Origin of the sequence: Limnohabitans sp. G3-2 (assembly GCF_002778275.1) — a bacterium.
Lineage (GTDB): Bacteria > Pseudomonadota > Gammaproteobacteria > Burkholderiales > Burkholderiaceae_C > Limnohabitans_A.
In genome coordinates, this window is record NZ_NESG01000006.1 from 266998 (window position 1) to 285491 (window position 18494).

Sequence of the window (18494 nt, forward strand, 5' to 3'; positions counted from 1 at the left end):
GCATGAGTGAAATGACCGCAACTGCCCCCCTCCCGACCCCCAAAGTGGGTTTTGTCAGCTTGGGCTGCCCCAAGGCGCTGACCGATTCCGAGCTGATCCTGACGCAACTGAGCGCCGAGGGTTACCAGACTTCCAAAACTTTTGAGGGCGCTGACTTGGTCATCGTCAACACCTGCGGCTTCATTGATGAAGCCATCAAGGAAAGCCTGGACACGATTGCCGAGGCGCTCAATACCAATGGCAAAGTGATCGTGACCGGTTGTCTCGGTGCCAAAACAGGCGAGGGCGGGGGCAATATGGTCCTGGAAACGCACCCCAGCGTTTTGGCCGTGACGGGCCCGCACGCGACGCAAGAGGTGATGGACGCCGTGCACACCCATTTGCCCAAGCCCCACGACCCGTTTCTGGACTTGGTGCCTGGCGGTTTTGGCGAGGCGGGCCTCAAACTCACGCCCCGCCACTATGCTTATTTGAAGATCAGCGAAGGCTGCAACCACCGCTGCACGTTTTGCATCATCCCGTCCATGCGCGGTGACTTGGTGTCGCGCCCCATCGGTGATGTGCTCAAAGAAGCCAAGGCCTTGTTTGAAGGCGGCGTGAAAGAGTTGCTGGTCATCAGCCAGGACACCTCGGCCTACGGTGTGGATGTGAAATACCGAACCGGGTTTTGGGATGGCAAACCGGTCAAGACCCGCATGCTGGAGTTGGTGCAAGCGCTGGGTGAGATGGCCCGCGAACACGACGCTTGGGTGCGGCTGCACTACGTCTACCCTTATCCGAGCGTGGACGACATCATTCCTCTCATGGCGCAGGGCTTGGTCTTGCCCTATCTGGATGTGCCTTTTCAGCACAGCCACCCCGATGTGCTCAAGCGCATGAAGCGTCCTGCCAGCGGCGAGAAAAACCTCGAGCGCATCCAGCGATGGCGCGAACTGTGCCCCGAGTTGGTGATTCGCAGCACCTTCATTGCTGGTTTTCCGGGAGAGACCGAAGAAGAGTTTGCGCACCTGCTGGACTTTTTGCGCGAAGCGCAAATCGACCGGGCCGGTTGCTTTGCCTACAGCCCCGTCCAAGGCGCCACGGCCAATGAGCTGCCGGGCATGTTGCCCGAGTCGCTGCGCGAAGAGCGCCGTGCCCGCTTCATGGCGGTGGCAGAAGAGGTCTCGATTGCCCGTTTGCAGCAGCGCGTGGGCATGACCATGCAGGTGTTGGTCGATTCTGCACCGGCGATGGGCCGGCGCGGTGGCGTGGGGCGTGGTTTTGGCGATGCCCCTGAGATCGATGGCGTGGTGCGCTTGTTGCCGCCCGAAAAGCTGAGCAAAACACTCAAGGTGGGGGAGTTCACCCGAGCCCGTATCGTGAGCGTGGAAGGTCACGACCTGGTGGGGGTGCCGGTTTGATGCGGGTGCCCGGGCGTGCAGGCAACAAAAAAGCCGTTGATCGGAAATCAACGGCTTGTGATGTTTTTAACTTATCGGGTTCGATAAGATTGGTGCCCAGAAGAGGACTCGAACCTCCACGATGTTACTCGCTAGTACCTGAAACTAGTGCGTCTACCAATTCCGCCATCTGGGCGCCTCAGGAATAAAAGGATTGTATATCAAAAAAGTAGCGCCACCCAGCGGCTTGCTGGAAGAAATCGAAGGCAGTGTCCAGGGACACCGTGACGGTCATGGCTTCTTGATCCGCGACAGCGGCGAGTCGGATATTTACCTCTCTCCCAATGAGATGCGTGCTGTTTTGCACAAGGACCGCGTGAAGGTTCGCATCGTGCGCCAGGACCGCAAAGGGCGACCCGAAGGCCGCATCGTTGAAATCGTGGAACGACCCGAGCAACCCATCATCGGGCGCTTGTTGCATGAAGGCGGCTTGTGGCTGGTCGCGCCCGAAGACAAACGTTACGGGCAAGATGTGATGATTCCCAAAGGGGCCATTGGCCCGGCCAAACCCGGTCAGGTGGTGGTGGTGGAGTTGACGGAGCCGCCGGCTTTGTTTGGCCAGCCTGTGGGCCGCGTCAAGGAAGTGCTGGGCGAGATTGACGACCCGGGCATGGAGATTGAAATCGCCGTGCGCAAGTACAGCGTCCCGCACGAGTTTTCTGCCGCCTGCGTCGATCAGGCCAAGGGCCTGCCCGACAAAGTGTTGGCCAAGGACCGCAAGGACCGGGTGGATTTGCGCGATGTGCCTTTGGTCACGATCGATGGCGAAGATGCCCGCGACTTTGACGATGCGGTGTATTGCGAGCCGGCCAAGGTGGGCCGTGGCAAGGGCTGGCGTTTGTTGGTCGCCATTGCCGACGTGAGCCACTATGTGCAAACCGGCAGCGCCATCGACATCGACGCTTATGACCGTGCCACCAGTGTGTATTTTCCGCGCCGTGTGATCCCCATGCTGCCCGAGAAATTGTCCAACGGCCTTTGCTCGCTCAACCCCGATGTGGACCGTTTGTGCATGGTGTGCGACATGCTGGTCAATGCCAAGGGCGATGTGCACGCGTACCAGTTCTACCCGGCCGTGATGCACAGCCACGCCCGCTTCACCTACACCGAGGTGGCGGCCATTTTGGCCAACACCCGTGGACCCGAAGCGGCCAAACGCAAAGCCCGTGTCACCGATCTGATGAATTTGCAGGATGTGTACAAAGCTTTGCTGGCGTCCCGTGCGGTGCGCGGTGCGGTCGATTTTGAAACCACGGAAACACAGATCGTTTGCGACGAGAGCGGCCGAATTGAAAAAATCGTGCCGCGCGTGCGCAATGAAGCCCACCGTTTGATCGAGGAGGCCATGCTGGCCGCCAACGTCTGCAGTGCTGACTTCATCCAGCAGGGCAAGCATCCCGGCTTGTTCCGCGTGCACGAAGGCCCGACGGCCGAGAAAAAAGACATCCTGCGCAATTACCTCAAGGCGCTGGGTCTGGGCATGGGCATCAGCGACGAGCCCCACACCAGCGAGTTCCAAAAAATTGCGCAAGCGACCAAAGACCGCCCGGATGCGCAGCAGATCCACACCATGCTGCTGCGCTCCATGCAGCAAGCCATTTACACCCCCGTCAACAGCGGGCACTTTGGTCTGGCCTACGAGGCCTACACCCACTTCACCAGCCCGATTCGTCGCTACCCGGACTTGCTGGTGCATCGGGTCATCAAATCGATTCTGCTTGGGCGCAAATACACCTTGCCCAGCTTGCCCGTGCCGGGCGAGGCCCATGCCAAACTCAGCAAGCGCCTGGAAAAAAGCCGCGCGGCCAAGGGCGATGCGCCCGAGTCGTCTGCGCCGCGGGTGCGCATGTCAGCCGCAGACCAACGTGCTTGGGAAGCTGCGGGACTGCACTGCAGCGCCAATGAGCGCCGCGCCGACGAGGCCAGCCGCGATGTGGAAGCCTGGCTCAAGTGCAAATACATGCGCGAGCACCTGGGAGAGGAGTACAGCGGTGTGGTCTCAGCCGCCACCAGCTTCGGCATCTTTGTGACCTTGGACACTTTGTATGTGGAAGGTCTGGTGCACATCACCGAGCTGGGGGGTGAATACTTCCGCTTTGACGAGTTGCGTCAGGAGTTGCGTGGCGAGCGCACAGGCATCCGCTATGCCATTGGCAGCCGTGTGCAGGTGCAGGTCAGTCGGGTGGATTTGGATGGACGCAAGATCGACTTCAGGCTGGTCAATGCGGCCGATGACTTGGTGCCTCGCGCCATGCGTGACAAAGGGGCCTCCATGCCCGCTGAGGGTGTGCGAGGGAAAAAGCAAGCCTCGAGCGATCGCAGGCAAGCCGATGCGGAACGCAACCGTTCACCGATTCAGGCGCTCAAAGCCTCGGTGAAAAAGGCGGCCAGTCAGAAAAAAGGGCCGCGAGGCACCAAGCCTCGGCGCTGATTCGCCTCAGCTCAGCCGCATGGCCAAGCCGCTGGCTGTCAGCGCTTGTCCAGCGGGCCACTGGTCGGCCACTTGGCCATGTTGTGCCACGGCCATGCATGCGGCCTCGAAAGCGGTGTAGCCCTGCGCCATGCGTGCACCGACCAGACCGGCCAGGACATCGCCCGTTCCACCCACGGCCAAACGGCCATTGCCCGTGGGGTTGATGCGCGGCGTTTGACCGGGTGAGGCGATGACCGTGCCCGAGCCTTTCAAGATCACGGTGCATTGGAACAAGTCCATGAGGGTTTGGGCCGCGGCGAGGCGCTCGCTTTGGACCTCTTGGGTGGAGGTCTTCAGCAGTCGGGCCGCTTCCAAGGGGTGTGGGGTCAGCACCGTGGCTTGCGTTGGCGCGCGTTGGCGCAGCAAAGCTTGAAGTTGAGGGACTTGTGACACGGCATTGAGCCCATCAGCGTCCAGCACCAATTGCATGGAGCGCTGCAAGACCGCTGGCAAAACCTGTTGGACAGATTGACCGCCTCCACAGCCGCACACCACATGCAGCTTTTCCAAATCCAAACTTTGCCAATCGCGTTGCATGAGGTCGGCTTGTGCTGAGTGGCTGGCTTGGCCTGACAGCAGACTCAAGATGACCCGTCCAGCACCTGCATGCAAGGCCGAAGTGGCCGCCAGCACGGCGGCACCCGTCATGCCCATGCCCCGCACGTCGGCCTCACCGCCAATCACCGCGACATCCCCGAAACTGCCTTTGTGACTGGCGTGGCTTTTGGCTGGGCGTGCTGACGCTGGGTTGAGCCAGGCAGCAGGTGCCGGGCCCAGAGCGGACGGTCTGAAGCCCAAATCGGCCAGCCAGAGATGCCCGCACACATCGCGCCCATGCCCCATGAACAATCCCGGTTTGGCGGCCATGAAGGTGAGGGTGTGTTGGGCTTTGATGCAGTGAGCGTCGTGGCGGGGCCCCAAAAACGCACCAGAGTCCGCGTCAAGTCCTGTCGGCGCATCAAGCGCCAGCACCATGGCCATGGAGGAGTTGATGGCCTGAACCCAGGACAGCAGGGCGCCGTCAAGAGGCCGCTTGCCGCCAATGCCCAGCAGGGCGTCCATGATCAGGTCATGCGGCCCCAAGTCTTTCAACCCGTCACTGGGCAGGCCGTGGGAGAGAGGAACCCCGGCCGTGTGCGCGCGTTGCCAAGCGGCACGGGCGTCTGTGGGCATCTCGTCGACTCGGCCCAAGAGCCCCACGGCCACATTTTTCCCCCATTGATGAAGGTGGACAGCGGCTTCAAGCCCGTCACCCCCGTTGTTGCCTGGGCCGGCTGCCACCCAAATGCGCTGTGCATGGGGCGCCACGGCCATGGCCAGCTGGGCCGCGGCCAACCCCGCTTGCTGCATCAGTGGCACTGGGTTTGGGGCTTGCAGCAAGGCTTCCAAAGCCCGTATGCCATCTCTGCCATAGATTGGCCATGCACGGTCAGAGGAGAGGCTTTGTAAAGTGCTCATGCGGCTTTCAGCAAAGGCTCCAGCAACAAGGAGAGTTGCAAAATGGTGTCGTCGTGCATCGCGGTGTGCCAAGCCATCAATCCCACAGGCAGCTCGCCGGGCGCATGGCAGGGCAGCGATATGGCGCAGCCATCGAGCGTGTTGATGGCGCTGGGGTTGCGCAGCAGCAGGGCATTGATTCTGAAAAATTCAGCATCGCGCTCAGAGCCGGGGGCAACTTGGCTGATCAAGGGCGCGGTGATGGGCGTGGTGGGGGACAACACCGCGTCAAAGCGCTGCAACTGCTTTTCCATGCGGGCCACCCAGTGGGCACGGGCTTGAACCAAATGGATGTATTCGTGCGCAGACATGGGTGCCCCCCGCAGGATCCGCTGTGCAACGCGTGGGTCGTATTGGTCGGCATATTGGGTGATCAAATCCCGATGCCATGCGTAACTTTCGGCAGGACTGAAGCCGCCCGTGGCCATCATGGGGGCGAGTTCCAGCAGTTCTGCCAAAGGGATTTCTTCAATGTGGGCGCCAGCGGCACGCAAATTTTGCAAACTGCGCTCAAAAGCCCGAGCCACGCCGCTGTCCATGCCGTCTTGCATCAGGTTTTTTGCCACAGCGAGTCGGTAATCAGACAATGGCCTGTTGGAGACGGGCACCTTTCTGGCGGACAACACTTCATGGGCCAACACGGCATCTCTGACCGAGCGGGTCATAGCGCAAACGGTGTCCAAGGTCGTGGACAGGGGCAGTGCCCCTTGCGTGGGGACCCGTCGGGCGGTGTTTTTGAAGCCCACAATGCCATTGAGTGCAGCCGGTATGCGAATGGAGCCCCCCGTATCGGAGCCCAGACCGATGAAGGCCGCTCCCGTGGCCACCGAAACCGCGGCCCCCGAACTCGAGCCCCCTGGGGCGTGGGCATGGGCGGGCGATCCTGCCGGGGTGTCGGTCAAGGCGTCCCAAGCGGCGGGCGTGCCGTGGTGTGGGTTGACGCCTACACCAGAGAAGGCAAACTCGACCATGTGGGTGCGGCCAATGAAGCCTGCGCCTGCAGCGCGCAAACGGGCGATGGCCAAGGCATCAACTTGGGCCGGGGGCTGGTTTTGCAGGACGATGGAGCCCGCCGCCGTGGTTTGCCCCTGCACGTCAAACAGGTCTTTCACCGACACCGCCAAGCCCGCAAGGGGCTGGGTGGCCGGGGTTTGGGTCGCTTCACTCTTGAAACTGTCGGCGGTGATTTGCCGAAAGACATGCTGGCAAGCCTGGCTTTGCGCCATCTCCAGGCAGCTTTCGGCCACTCCCAAGGCTTGTTGGTGGCCACTGAGCAGTGCTTGGCGTGTGGCGGTCAGATCTTGTTTCATAGGAGGTCGCCTCAAAAAGGGGTGTCGGGATGCTACAATCCTAAGGCTTTGTGCAGAGCGATCTGTGTCTTTTGGGTGTCAAATTCCAAATGCCGATGACCATCTGCCTAAGTCAACTCGCAAACCTGTCCCATCAAGGTGTTTGGCGCGGTTTTTCAAACCTGCTGAATCAGTGGACTGGTTTTAGACACAACCTTTGGAGTATCAATATGTCCGTTACCATGCGCGAAATGCTGGAAGCCGGTGTCCACTTCGGTCATCAAACCCGCTTCTGGAACCCCAAGATGGCCCCCTTCATCTTCGGCCACCGCAACAAAATTCACATCATCAACCTGGAAAAATCGCTGCCGATGTTCCAGGACGCGATCAAGTTTGCCAAGCAGTTGTCTGCCAACCGCGGCACCATCCTGATGGTCGGCACCAAGCGTCAAGCCCGTGAGATGGTCGCTTCCGAAGCCCAGCGCGCTGGCGTGCCTTTCGTCGACCAGCGTTGGTTGGGCGGCATGCTGACCAACTTCAAGACCGTCAAGACCTCCATCAAACGTCTCAAGGACATGAAGGCCCAGCAAGAAGTCGGCCTCGACAGCCTGAGCAAAAAAGAACAGCTGATGTTCAAGCGCGAGATGGAAAAGCTCGAAAAAGACATCGGCGGTATCCAGGACATGGCGGCTTTGCCGGATGCGATTTTCGTGATCGACGTCGGTTACCACAAAATTGCCATCTCGGAAGCCAAGAAATTGGGCATCCCATTGATCGGTGTGGTGGACTCCAACCACTCGCCTGAAGGCATCGACTACATCATCCCCGGCAACGACGACTCGGCCAAGGCCGTGGCTTTGTACGCCCGTGGTATCGCTGACGCGATCATCGAAGGCCGCGCCAATGCGGTCAACGACGTGGTCAAAGCAGTGACCGAAGGCGCTGACGAATTCGTCGAAGAAGCCAACGCTTCTGCCTGAGTTACCCAGACTCGATGAAAGGGGCTTTGTGGCCCCTTTTTTTTAATTTAACTTTTAGACTGAATACGGAGAAATCAAATGGCTGCAATTACCGCAAGCATGGTCGCTGAACTGCGCGCAAAAACCGACGCCCCCATGATGGAGTGCAAAAAAGCCCTGACCGAAGCCGAAGGCGACATGGCCAAAGCCGAAGAATTGCTGCGCGTCAAGCTGGGCACCAAGGCCGGTAAGGCCGCTTCCCGCGTGACCGCCGAAGGTGTGGTGACCAGTTTTGTCAATGGCACCACGGCCGCCATGATCGAAGTCAACTGCGAAACCGACTTTGTGACCAAGAACGACAGCTTCTTGGCTTTGGCCAACGCCGCAGCCAAATTGGTGGCCGAGCACAACCCCGCCGACATCGCTGCATTGGGTGCCTTGCCCTACAGCCAAGACGGTTTTGGCCCCACCCTGGAAGAAGTGCGCAAAGGCCTGATTGGCAAAATCGGCGAGAACATGAGCTTCCGTCGCTTCAAGCGTGCGGCTGGCGGCGCCAAAATTGCGAATTACTTGCACGGCACCCGCATCGGCGTGTTGGTGGAGTTCGACGGTGACGAGACCGCCGCCAAAGATGTGGCCATGCATGTGGCCGCCATGAAGCCTGTGTCTTTGACCAGCGCCGAAGTGCCAGCCGAGTTGATCGAAAAGGAGCGCTCGGTCGCTGCCGCCAAGGCCGCCGAGTCGGGCAAGCCTGCGGACATCGTGACCAAGATGGTCGAAGGTTCTGTTCAGAAATACCTCAAGGAAGTGTCTCTGTTCAACCAATCTTTCGTTAAAAATGACAAGCAAACCGTCGAGCAAATGCTCAAGGCTGCTGGCACCACGGTGAAGGCATTCACTTTGTATGTGGTGGGTGAGGGCATTGAGAAGAAGGTTGACGACTTCGCCGCTGAAGTGGCTGCCCAAGTGGCTGCAGCTCAAGGCGCAGCCTGAGTCCATTGCCCTGTTGAGTTGCCTTTCCACCATTCACATTGAACCTCAAGGAGCCCACCATGTCCTCTGCTAAGCCAGCCTACAAGCGCATTTTGCTCAAGCTGTCCGGCGAGGCCTTGATGGGCGAGGATGCTTTTGGCATCAACCGAGCCACCATCGTGCGCATGGCCGAAGAGATCGCTGAGATCAACCGGCTGGGCGTGCAGGTGGCGGTGGTCATTGGCGGCGGCAATATCTTCAGGGGTGTGGCGGGTGGCTCGGTCGGCATGGACCGCGCGACCGCCGACTACATGGGCATGCTGGCCACGGTCATGAACTCTTTGGCCTTGGCGGATGCTTTGGACAAGGCGGGTTTGACAGCCCGTGTGATGTCGGCCATCGGCATCGATCAAGTGGTGGAGCCTTACGTTCGACCCAAGGCTTTGCAGTACCTTGAAGAGGGCAAAGTGGTGGTGTTCGCGGCGGGCACGGGCAATCCTTTTTTCACCACCGACACCGCTGCTGCCTTGCGCGGCGCCGAAATCGGGGCGGAGATGGTGCTCAAAGCCACCAAGGTGGATGGTGTTTATTCCGCCGATCCGAAAAAAGACCCCCATGCCACGCGCTACAGTGAAATCAGCTTCGATGAAGCCATTTCACGCAACCTGGGCATCATGGACGCCACAGCGTTTGCTTTGTGTCGCGACCAAAAATTGCCAATCAAAGTGTTTTCCATCATCAAAAACGGCGCTTTGAAGCGTGTGGTTTTGGGTGAGGACGAAGGCACTTTGGTGCATGCTTGAGACTGTTCTGACGAGGAGAACCCGATGACCATTCCAGAGATCAAGAAAACCTGCGAAGCCAAGATGGAGCAATCCATCGCAGCGTTCAAAAACAACCTGACCCGTATCCGCACGGGCCGGGCCAATCCCGCGCTGCTCGACACCATCCACGTTGATTACTACGGCTCGCTGGTGCCTCTGTCCCAAGTTGCCAACGTGTCATTGATGGACGCGCGCACGATCAGCGTGCAGCCTTGGGAAAAAAGCATGGCCGCCAAAATCGAAAAAGCCATCCGAGAGAGTGAGTTGGGCTTGAACCCCGCTTCTTTGGGTGAGTTGATCCGTGTGCCCATGCCCGCCATGAGCGAAGAGCGGCGCAAGGAAATGACCAAATTGGCCCGCACCGAAGGTGAAAACGCCAAAATTGCGATCCGCAATTTGCGCCGTGATGCCAATGAATCGGTGAAAAAACTGGTCAAGGACAAAGAAGCTTCCGAAGACGATCAAAAGCGTGCCGAAGCCGATGTCCAAAAACTGACCGACAAGCGCATGACAGAGATTGACCAATTGGTGACTGCCAAAGAACAAGAGATCATGGCCGTTTGAGTTTGAATCCCATGCCGTGGCTTCCACGGCCTGACAGGCCGCCCCCTTGGCGGCCTTTTTTTCTGGAGAAACCATGCTCAAGCAAAGAGTGATCACCGCGCTGGTCTTGTTGGCCCTCTTGTTGCCAGCCTTGTTCGCCTCGAACCCTTGGCCTTTCATGGCCTTGACCATGGTCTTGATTGCGGCTGGCGCCTGGGAGTGGGGGCGTTTGAATGGCGTGCCTGCTGGGGTGTCTTGGGCCGGCGCCTTGTTGAGTTTGGGGGCTTGCGCCTTGGCCGAGCAAGTGGGCTGGGTGCAGCGCACGCCTCTTGCCGTGTGGTTGTTTGCGGGCGCTTTTTGGGTGTTGCTGGGTGGCTGGATGATCCAGCGGGGCGTGGCAGGCTGGGCCCTGTGGTCGCGCTCATGGCGCTGGTTGGTGGGTTTGGTGTTGCTGGTGTTGGCCTGGGTCGCCATGGCGCAAGCGCACCAGCGGGGGGTGAACTTTTTGCTGTCGGTGTTGGTGCTGGTGTGGGCGGCCGACGTGTTCGCCTATTTCGTGGGCAAGGCCGTCGGCGGTCGCTGGATCAAAACAAAGCTGGCGGCCAGCATCAGCCCGGGCAAAAGCTGGGAGGGCGTTTTGGGCGGCATGCTCGGCGTCTTGTTGGTGGCCTGGATGTGGGTTGAAATCGACCGCAGATGGGCCTGGCCCGATCTGAGTTTTTACTCTTTGTTGTTTGCCAAAGGGTGGTGGTTGGCCTTGCCTGCTTTGCTGTTCATGTCCGCCATGAGTGTGGTGGGCGATTTGGTGGAGTCATTGGTCAAGCGCAGTGCGGGCATGAAAGACAGCTCGGGTTTGCTGCCAGGCCATGGCGGCGTACTTGACCGCGTCGACGCCTTGCTGCCAACCTTGCCTTTGGCGATGATGTTGGTTTTTTGGATTTGATAGAAGGCGCTGAACATGCAAACTACCCAACGCATCACCATTCTGGGCTCCACGGGATCGATTGGCAAAAGCACCTTGGATGTCTTGCAACGTCACCCTGATCGTTTTTCCGTGTTCGCCCTGACGGCGTCCACCCAAGTCGACTTGATGCTGGCGCAATGCGCGCAATTCAAACCCGAAGTGGCGGTGATGGTCGACGAAGTCGCGGCCCGAACATTGGCCGACAAAATCAAGGCCGAAGGTTTGAAGACCCAGGTTCGGTGGGGTGCCGCGGCGCTGGATGAGGTCGCTTGTGCGCCCCAGGTGGACGCGGTCATGGCCGCGATTGTGGGGGCGGCGGGTTTGTCCCCCTGTTTGGCGGCTGCACGCGCAGGCAAAAGGCTGCTGCTGGCCAACAAAGAGGCTTTGGTTGTCGGTGGGGAGGTCTTTTTGGCGGCTGTGCGCGAGGGCGGGGCGGTGCTTTTGCCCATTGACAGCGAGCATTCCGCCATTTTTCAATCACTGCCCGAAGTTCCTGCCACCTGGGCGCGTCGGGTTGACAAAATCATATTGACCGCTTCCGGTGGGCCTTTTCGCAGCCGCGAGCCCTCCACATTGAAAGAGGTCACCCCCGAGCAGGCATGCGCTCACCCCAATTGGGTGATGGGGCGAAAAATTTCGGTGGACTCGGCCACCATGATGAACAAAGCCTTGGAAGTGATTGAGGCGCGTTACCTTTTTGGCCTGGATCCGGACCAACTCACCGTGGTGATTCACCCCCAAAGCGTGATCCATTCGATGGTCCAATTCAAAGACAACTCGGTGCTGGCTCAACTGGGTACCCCCGATATGCGGGTGCCCATCGCTTATGGCCTGAGTTGGCCCGAGCGCATCGAGTCGGGCGCCGCCGCCCTGGACTTTCATACGCTGGCGGCCATGACCTTTGAAGCCATGGATGGCCATGGCCATCCTGAGCGATTTCCGGGTTTGAGACTGGCATGGGCGACCTTGAAAGCTGAACCGGGCAGTTGCGCTGTACTCAATGCCGCCAACGAGATCGCTGTCGAGGCCTTTCTGAATCGGCAAATCCGCTTTGACCAAATCCACCACGTCAACGATGCCACTTTGAACTCGGTGAGTGCTGTCCGCCCTGCAAATTTGGCCGACTTGTTGGACATTGACCGCCGCAGCCGAGAGGCTGCAAGGCTGTCTGTCGCCAAGTTCGGATAAGGCATTGGGCACAGGGCCAGCGCACAGTCGTCACGGTCATGGACCTGATGGTCAGGTGTATTATCGAGACTTCGCACCGGGCAACGTTTTGACCCGTTCATCCGGTGTGAACATGCCGAATTGACCGTGACGGTGCAGGCGTTTTGCTGTGTTTGCAAACAGGGCAACAACGATGCTTTGTTTCGGTCCATTTGCCTCAGACCTTTGAATGGTTGTTCCATGAATTTTTTGAACATTCGATCACGCCTTCAACCCGCTGCAGTCACTTTCGCAGCGACTTTGGTGGCGTGCCTGCCCGCTTGGGCTGTTGATCCTTTCACTGTTCGCGACATCCGGGTGGAGGGCTTGCAACGGATTGAGTCTGGAACCGTGTTCGCTTCCTTGCCTTTGCGGGTCGGTGATCAGTATTCTGACGACAAGGGGGCTGCTGCCATTCGGGCCTTGTTTGCCTTGGGACTGTTCAAAGATGTGCGCCTGGAAACCCAGGGCGATATCTTGGTGGTGGTGGTGGAAGAGCGCCCCTCGGTGGCCATGGTCGAGTTCATCGGCCTCAAAGAGTTCGACAAGGATGTGTTGGTCAAAGCGCTCAGAGAAGTCGGTTTGGCGGAAGGGCGTCCTTACGACAAAGCATTGGCTGACAAGGCAGAGCAAGAACTCAAGCGGCAGTACATCAGCCGCAGTTTGTATGGTGCAGAGGTGGTCAGCACGGCCACGCCCGTGGACCGCAACCGTGTGAACTTGAGCTTCACCATCACCGAAGGTGGACCCGCCAAAATCAAACAAATTCAGATCGTGGGCAACAAGGCTTTCACCGAATCCGATCTGCGTGACCAGTTCAATTTGGACACAGGCGGCTGGATGAGTTGGTACACCAAGTCGGACCGCTATGCCCGCACCAAACTCAATGCCGATCTGGAAGCGTTGCGCTCCTTCTATCTGTCTCGAGGCTTCTTGGAGTTTCGGATTGACTCGACCCAAGTGGCGATCTCTCCCGACAAGCAGGAAATGGCCATCACGATCAATGTGACCGAGGGCGAGCGCTTCGTCGTGTCGGGCGTCAAGTTGGAAGGCAATTACCTCAACAAGGACGATGAATTCAAAGCCCTGGTCAAGATTGATCTGGGAAAGCCGTACAACGCGGAGACTGTGGCCGAGACGACCAAAGCTTTCACGGATTACTTTGGCACCTTCGGTTTCGCTTTTGCCCGAGTGGAGGTCAAACCTGAAATTGACCGAACAAACAACCGCGTGCAGTTTGTCCTTCAAGCAGAACCTTCGCGCCGTGCCTACGTTCGGCGCATTTTGATCGCTGGAAACAACCGCACCCGCGACGAAGTGATCCGCAGGGAGTTCCGTCAGTATGAGGCGGCTTGGTACGACGGCGACAAGATCCGTCTTTCGCGTGACCGTGTTGACCGTTTGGGCTTTTTCACCAGCGTCAATGTGGAGACCGTTGAAATACCCGGTACACCCGATCAGGTGGATCTGGCCTTCACGGTGACGGAAAAGCCAACCGGTAGCATTTCACTTGGCGCTGGTTTTTCCACGGCCGAAAAAGTCACTTTGAGCTTCGGCATTCGACAAGAGAATGCTTTTGGTTCGGGTAACTATTTGGCCATGGAGGTCAACACCAGCAAATACAACCGCAATTTGGTATTGAGCACCACCGATCCTTATTTCACGCAGAACGGTATCTCGCGCACCATTGACCTGTTCCAACGCACGACGCGCCCCTATTTGGGTGATCTCGACTCTTACAGTTTGGTCAACTCGGGTGTGGGCCTGCGTTTTGGTTTGCCCGTGACCGAGACCGACACCGTTTTTGTGGGGGCCAATGTGGAGCAGACCCAAATCAAGGCAGGCACGGGTTTGCCTTACCCGTATCAAAAGTATGCAGATGACTTTGGTGCGACCAGTTCAGCTATTCCATTGACTTTGGGGTGGGCGAGAGATGGTCGAGACAGTGCCTTGGTGCCTTCCAAGGGTGTTTATCAGCGTTTGAACGCAGATCTCAGCCTCGCCGGTGATGTCCGTTATTTCCGCAGCAATTACCAGTACCAGCAGTATTTTCCATTGAGTAAAAAATACACGCTTGCACTCAATGCTGATTTTGGGGCGGGTAAGGGCTTGAATGGTCAGCAGTTTCCGCTGTTTAAAAACTTTTATGTCGGCGGTTTAGGTAGCGTTCGTGGATTTGAGCAATCCACACTCGGACCCGCGACTCAAAGCATTCAAAACAACAGCAGTTCGGCACTTGTTTATCTCGGTGGCTCCAAAAAAGTGGTTTTGAATGCCGAACTCATGATGCCATTCCCAGGCGCCGGCAACGACAAAACCCTTCGGCTTTATGGCTTTACCGACGTTGGCAGCGCCTTTGGGGATTCGGAGAAGGTGTCTCTGAATGCATTGCGTGCGTCTGCCGGTATTGGTCTGAGCTGGATCTCTCCAATGGGCCCTTTGCGCTTTTCTTATGCGACGCCTGTACGCCAGTTGACAGGCGATAAAATACAGAGACTTCAATTCCAAATCGGAACCTCCTTCTAATGAAAACGATCCGCAAGAACCTTCTCGTCGCTTTGGTGGCTGTTGCATCGACATGGGCATGCATGGCGCAAGCGCAAGATTTCAAAATCGGTATCGTCAACACCGACCGCATTTTGCGCGACTCCAATGTGGCCAAAAATGCCCAGGCCAAGCTGGAGTCTGAGTTTTTGAAGCGCGAAAAAGATTTGAACGAGGCCATCAGCGCATTCAAGACCGCGGCCGAAAAATTTGAGCGCGATGCGCCCACTTTGTCTGAGGCGCAGCGTTTGGCCAAGCAAAAACAATTGGTCGATCAAGACCGTGATTTGAAGCGTCGCCAGCGCGAATTCCAAGAAGACCTGGGTGCCCGTAAGAACGAAGAAAACCAGATGTTGTTCGAAAAAGCAGGCCGCGCCGTCAAGCAAGTGGCTGAGACTGAAAAATACGATTTGGTTTTGCAGGATGCTGCTTACTTCAACGCCAAGCACGACATCACTGAAAAAGTCATCAAAGTTCTCAACGCCTCGGTGGGCAAATAACAGGCCTTGGCCTGTTCGATACCGTGTCTTTGACGCTTGGCGCGATCGTTGAGGCTCTGGGCGGGCGCTTGTTGGGCGCACCTGACCAGGTCATCACGGGTTTGGCGCCTTTGCGGAGTGCGCAGCACGGCCAGATCAGTTTTCTGAGCCAAGCGCGCTACCAAAGCCAGTTGGCGGACAGTCTGGCGAGCTGTGTGATCGTGAGCCCGGCTTTTGAGGTCCAGGTGGCCCAGCGTCCCGCGGCCATCATCACCGATGACCCGTATGGGTACTTTGCCCGATTGACCCAGTTGTGGAAGCGTTCGCTCCCGCGCTCTAAAGTTCCCAACATCCACCCCAGTGCGGTGATCGACCCCGAGGCCCTCATCGCCGCAGATGCCGTCATTGGTCCTTTGTGTGTGGTGGAGCGTGGCGCCGAAGTCGGTCCCGGAACCTGGCTGAAGTCTCGCGTGACGGTGGGTGAAGATTGCAAAATCGGAGCCCGTTGTCTGGTGCATTCTGGGGTTGTGATTGGTGCCGACGGGTTTGGGTTTGCGCCGCACCAAGGCCAGTGGGAAAAAATTGAGCAGCTGGGCGCGGTGCGCATCGGCAACGATGTTGAAATCGGCGCCAACACCTGCATCGACCGAGGCGCCTTAGAGGACACGGTCATCGAGGACGGTGTCAAACTCGACAACCTGATTCAGATTGGCCACAACGTGCAGGTGGGCAAGCACACGGCCATGGCCGGTTGCGTTGGCGTGGCAGGAAGTGCCAAGATTGGCGCCCATTGCACCGTGGGCGGCGGTGCTGTGGTGCTGGGGCACCTGAGCGTGGCGGACCATGTGCACATTTCTGCCGCCTCGGTGGTCACGCGATCCATCTCGCAGCCCGGGCACTACACCGGCATGTTTCCTCTGGACACCAATGCCCATTGGGAAAAAAACGCCGCCAGCCTCAAACAATTGTCCCGCTTGCGCGAACGCATCAAAGCCCTCGAGGCGGACATTCAAAACAACAAGGAAAACCGACCATGATGGACATTCACAAGATTCTCAAGCAGTTGCCGCACCGTTACCCCTTTTTGCTGGTGGACCGCGTGCTCGAGCTCGAAAAGGGCGTGCGCATCAAGGCTTTGAAGAATGTCACGATCAACGAACCCTTTTTTACGGGCCATTTCCCGCACCGGCCCGTCATGCCCGGTGTGCTGATGCTCGAAGCACTGGCCCAGGCGGCAGCTTTGCTTTCTTTCGACACCTTGGATGCGGCCCCGGACGAAAATACGGTTTATTACTTCGCGGGCATTGATGGGGCACGCTTCAAGCGGCCCGTGGAGCCGGGTGATCAGTTGACCTTGGAAGTGCAACTGGACCGCATGAAGGCGGGTATTTTTAAATTCAAAGCCCAAGCCAAAGTGGGAGACGAATTGGCTTGTGAGGCGGAGTTGATGTGCACGATGCGCAAAATTGCGTGAGGATTTATGGCCACTATTCATTCAACCGCTTTGGTCGATCCGGCCGCCCAGCTCGATGCCTCCGTCACCGTCGGTCCCTACACCATCATTGGCCCCAACGTGGTGGTGGGCGCCGGCTCTTCGGTGGGTTCGCATTGCACGATTGAGGGGCACACCACCATCGGGCAAAACAACCACATCCACAGTTACACATCCTTAGGCGCTGCGCCGCAGGACAAGAAATACGCGGGTGAACCGACCCGCTTGGTGATCGGCCATGGCAACACCATCCGTGAGTTTTGCACCTTCAACGCCGGCACCGTGAACGGTGGCGGTGTGACCCAAGTGGGTGACGACAACCTGTTCATGGCGTATGTCCATTTGGCGCACGATTGCCAGGTGGGCAGCCACACGATTTTTGCCAACAACTCCCAGCTGGCGGGACATGTCGTGGTGGGCGACTGGGTCATTTTGGGCGGCTTCACGGTGGTGCGTCAGTTCTTGCGTCTGGGGGCGCACAGCTTCACGGCCATGTGCACTTTGTTGTTTGCCGACCTGCCGCCTTACATGACGTGCCAGGGCCAGCCCGCTGCTGCCCGAACTGTGAATGCCGAAGGTTTGCGTCGGCGCGGTTATTCGCCTGACCGAATCACGGCCGTTCGGGCCATGCACAAAGCCCTGTACCGAGAAAACCTCACATTCGAAGCGTCCAAAGAACGCATCTTGCAAATCGCCAAGTCCAAACCCGAGGTCCAGCCCGATGTGGACATGATGCTGGACTTTTTGTCCGGTGTTTCTCCCAAAGTGGGCATCGTTCGTTCGCGTCGCCGTTCGGTCGATTGAACAAACCCAGGGCCAGCGTTTGCTTGGCCCGAGCATGAAAGGAGGGCCCTGTGGCCCTGTTGCGTTGCGCCGTGATCGGCGTTGGTTATCTGGGCAAATTCCATGCTCAAAAGTACGCCAAAATCCCCGAGTGTCAGCTCGTGGCGGTGGTGGACAGCCGTCAAGAACAGGCCGAAGCGGTTGCAGGTCCTTTGGGGTGTGCGGCGCTGACGGATTACCGTGCTCTGATCGGTCAGGTCGACGCGGTTTCCATCGTGGTGCCCACACAGGGGCATTACGAGGTCTGTGCCGAATTTCTTCGGGCCGGTGTGCACGTTTTGGTCGAAAAGCCCATGACCACCACCTTGGAGCAGGCCGATGAACTGATCCGCTTGGCCAAAGAGAACAACTGCGTCTTGGCCGTGGGGCATTTGGAGCGCTTCAACCCTGCGGCTTTGGCCTTGGAGCCTTTGTTGTCGAACCCCCGCTTCATCGACAGTTCGCGCCTGGCCCCGTTCAAGCCACGCGCCACCGATGTGAGTGTGCTGCTCGATCTGATGATCCACGATGTGGATTTGATTTTGTCGCTGGTCGACAGCGAGCTGGAAAGTGTGGAGTGTTCGGGTGCCCGCGTGTTGACCACCGACATTGACATTGCCAACGCCCGCATTCGTTTTGCCAATGGTTGTGTGGCCAACGTCACCGCCAGCCGCGTGAGCGCCAAAAGCGAGCGAAAAATGCGTGTTTTTCAAGAGAAAGCCTGTCACTCTCTGGATTTTCAGGCCCGTACATTGACCACTTACAAAGGCGCCACCGCGCTCTTGGCCGATACCGAGTTGGCCATTGAGCGTCACGAGCAGTCGTTTGGCGAGGCCGATCCCTTGTTTTCTGAAATCCTCGACTTTGTCGAGAGCATTCGCGCTGGCCGCCCACCCAAGGTGAGTGGTGAGGCTGGGCGCCGTGCGCTGGAAGCTGTTCAGCGCATCACCGAAGCCACCCGTCTGATTTCCTAATGATTTTGCCTGTTTGA

General features: G+C 58.2%; 16 protein-coding genes and 1 tRNA gene. 14 read left to right on the forward strand and 3 right to left on the reverse strand.

Annotated features, from left to right (window positions below; genetic code table 11):
- Window positions 1-2 precede the first annotated feature (2 nt).
- Window positions 3-1400, forward strand: coding sequence for a 30S ribosomal protein S12 methylthiotransferase RimO (rimO, locus tag B9Z31_RS11645; protein ID WP_100119720.1), 1398 nt, complete (start codon window positions 3-5; stop codon window positions 1398-1400).
- 90 nt (window positions 1401-1490) lie between these two features.
- Here rimO and B9Z31_RS11650 read toward each other — a convergent pair.
- Window positions 1491-1575 (reverse strand) — tRNA-Leu (locus B9Z31_RS11650).
- Window positions 1576-1593: 18 nt separating this feature from the next.
- Here B9Z31_RS11650 and rnr point away from each other — a divergent pair.
- Complete coding sequence (gene rnr / locus B9Z31_RS11655; protein WP_100119721.1) at window positions 1594-3870, forward strand: ribonuclease R; 2277 nt, start codon at window positions 1594-1596, stop codon at window positions 3868-3870.
- 6 nt (window positions 3871-3876) lie between these two features.
- Here rnr and B9Z31_RS11660 read toward each other — a convergent pair whose 3' ends face one another.
- The gene (locus tag B9Z31_RS11660) at window positions 3877-5370 is read right to left on the reverse strand and encodes an NAD(P)H-hydrate dehydratase (protein WP_100119722.1); all 1494 of its coding nucleotides are present in this window, start codon (window positions 5368-5370) and stop codon (window positions 3877-3879) included.
- On the reverse strand, window positions 5367-6719 hold the full coding sequence (locus B9Z31_RS11665) for an amidase (RefSeq protein WP_100119723.1): 1353 nt from the start codon (window positions 6717-6719) through the stop codon (window positions 5367-5369). The genes B9Z31_RS11660 and B9Z31_RS11665 overlap by 4 nt, the downstream gene beginning before the upstream one ends.
- Before the next feature lie 209 nt (window positions 6720-6928).
- Between B9Z31_RS11665 and rpsB the strand changes: the two genes are divergently transcribed.
- The 12 genes from rpsB (at window position 6929) to B9Z31_RS11725 (ending at window position 18477) form a co-directional block, all read left to right on the forward strand.
- Window positions 6929-7678 (forward strand): 30S ribosomal protein S2, encoded by a 750-nt coding sequence (gene rpsB, locus B9Z31_RS11670; RefSeq protein WP_100119724.1) that lies wholly within the window; start codon window positions 6929-6931, stop codon window positions 7676-7678.
- A 78-nt stretch (window positions 7679-7756) separates the two neighbouring features.
- Window positions 7757-8650 carry a translation elongation factor Ts gene (gene tsf / locus B9Z31_RS11675; protein WP_100119725.1) on the forward strand — a complete coding sequence of 298 codons (894 nt, stop codon included), beginning with the start codon at window positions 7757-7759 and terminating at the stop codon, window positions 8648-8650.
- Between the two features lie 59 nt (window positions 8651-8709).
- Window positions 8710-9432, forward strand: a complete 723-nt coding sequence (gene pyrH / locus B9Z31_RS11680; protein WP_100119827.1) for a UMP kinase — start codon at window positions 8710-8712, stop codon at window positions 9430-9432.
- Between the two features lie 24 nt (window positions 9433-9456).
- A complete protein-coding gene (frr, locus tag B9Z31_RS11685) occupies window positions 9457-10017 on the forward strand; it encodes a ribosome recycling factor (protein WP_100119726.1) in 561 nt (186 codons plus the stop codon).
- 73 nt (window positions 10018-10090) lie between these two features.
- Complete coding sequence (locus tag B9Z31_RS11690) at window positions 10091-10939, forward strand: phosphatidate cytidylyltransferase (RefSeq protein WP_100119727.1); 849 nt, start codon at window positions 10091-10093, stop codon at window positions 10937-10939.
- A 15-nt stretch (window positions 10940-10954) separates the two neighbouring features.
- The gene (gene ispC, locus B9Z31_RS11695; protein WP_100119728.1) at window positions 10955-12148 is read left to right on the forward strand and encodes a 1-deoxy-D-xylulose-5-phosphate reductoisomerase; all 1194 of its coding nucleotides are present in this window, start codon (window positions 10955-10957) and stop codon (window positions 12146-12148) included.
- A 219-nt stretch (window positions 12149-12367) separates the two neighbouring features.
- Window positions 12368-14692, forward strand: a complete 2325-nt coding sequence (bamA, locus tag B9Z31_RS11700) for an outer membrane protein assembly factor BamA (protein WP_100119828.1) — start codon at window positions 12368-12370, stop codon at window positions 14690-14692.
- Complete coding sequence (locus B9Z31_RS11705; RefSeq protein WP_100119729.1) at window positions 14692-15210, forward strand: OmpH family outer membrane protein; 519 nt, start codon at window positions 14692-14694, stop codon at window positions 15208-15210. Before bamA ends, B9Z31_RS11705 begins: the two co-directional genes overlap by 1 nt.
- A gap of 23 nt (window positions 15211-15233) precedes the next feature.
- The gene (gene lpxD / locus B9Z31_RS11710) at window positions 15234-16226 is read left to right on the forward strand and encodes a UDP-3-O-(3-hydroxymyristoyl)glucosamine N-acyltransferase (protein WP_100119730.1); all 993 of its coding nucleotides are present in this window, start codon (window positions 15234-15236) and stop codon (window positions 16224-16226) included.
- Window positions 16223-16663 carry a 3-hydroxyacyl-ACP dehydratase FabZ gene (fabZ, locus tag B9Z31_RS11715; RefSeq protein ID WP_100119731.1) on the forward strand — a complete coding sequence of 147 codons (441 nt, stop codon included), beginning with the start codon at window positions 16223-16225 and terminating at the stop codon, window positions 16661-16663. The genes lpxD and fabZ overlap by 4 nt, the downstream gene beginning before the upstream one ends.
- 6 nt (window positions 16664-16669) lie before the next feature.
- On the forward strand, window positions 16670-17485 hold the full coding sequence (lpxA, locus tag B9Z31_RS11720; RefSeq protein WP_100119732.1) for an acyl-ACP--UDP-N-acetylglucosamine O-acyltransferase: 816 nt from the start codon (window positions 16670-16672) through the stop codon (window positions 17483-17485).
- A 50-nt stretch (window positions 17486-17535) separates the two neighbouring features.
- The gene (locus B9Z31_RS11725; RefSeq protein WP_100119733.1) at window positions 17536-18477 is read left to right on the forward strand and encodes a Gfo/Idh/MocA family protein; all 942 of its coding nucleotides are present in this window, start codon (window positions 17536-17538) and stop codon (window positions 18475-18477) included.
- The last annotated feature ends 17 nt before the right edge of the window (window positions 18478-18494 follow it).

Excerpts from the sequence above, each read along its gene's own strand:
- rimO (WP_100119720.1), top strand. The coding sequence starts at position 3 with ATGAGTGAAATGACCGCAACTGCCCCCCTCCCGACCCCCAAAGTGGGT.
- B9Z31_RS11660 (WP_100119722.1), bottom strand. The coding sequence starts at position 5,370 with ATGAGCACTTTACAAAGCCTCTCCTCTGACCGTGCATGGCCAATCTAT.
- B9Z31_RS11665 (WP_100119723.1), bottom strand. The coding sequence starts at position 6,719 with ATGAAACAAGATCTGACCGCCACACGCCAAGCACTGCTCAGTGGCCAC.
- rpsB (WP_100119724.1), top strand. The coding sequence starts at position 6,929 with ATGTCCGTTACCATGCGCGAAATGCTGGAAGCCGGTGTCCACTTCGGT.
- tsf (WP_100119725.1), top strand. The coding sequence starts at position 7,757 with ATGGCTGCAATTACCGCAAGCATGGTCGCTGAACTGCGCGCAAAAACC.
- pyrH (WP_100119827.1), top strand. The coding sequence starts at position 8,710 with ATGTCCTCTGCTAAGCCAGCCTACAAGCGCATTTTGCTCAAGCTGTCC.
- frr (WP_100119726.1), top strand. The coding sequence starts at position 9,457 with ATGACCATTCCAGAGATCAAGAAAACCTGCGAAGCCAAGATGGAGCAA.
- B9Z31_RS11690 (WP_100119727.1), top strand. The coding sequence starts at position 10,091 with ATGCTCAAGCAAAGAGTGATCACCGCGCTGGTCTTGTTGGCCCTCTTG.
- ispC (WP_100119728.1), top strand. The coding sequence starts at position 10,955 with ATGCAAACTACCCAACGCATCACCATTCTGGGCTCCACGGGATCGATT.
- bamA (WP_100119828.1), top strand. The coding sequence starts at position 12,368 with ATGAATTTTTTGAACATTCGATCACGCCTTCAACCCGCTGCAGTCACT.
- B9Z31_RS11705 (WP_100119729.1), top strand. The coding sequence starts at position 14,692 with ATGAAAACGATCCGCAAGAACCTTCTCGTCGCTTTGGTGGCTGTTGCA.
- fabZ (WP_100119731.1), top strand. The coding sequence starts at position 16,223 with ATGATGGACATTCACAAGATTCTCAAGCAGTTGCCGCACCGTTACCCC.
- lpxA (WP_100119732.1), top strand. The coding sequence starts at position 16,670 with ATGGCCACTATTCATTCAACCGCTTTGGTCGATCCGGCCGCCCAGCTC.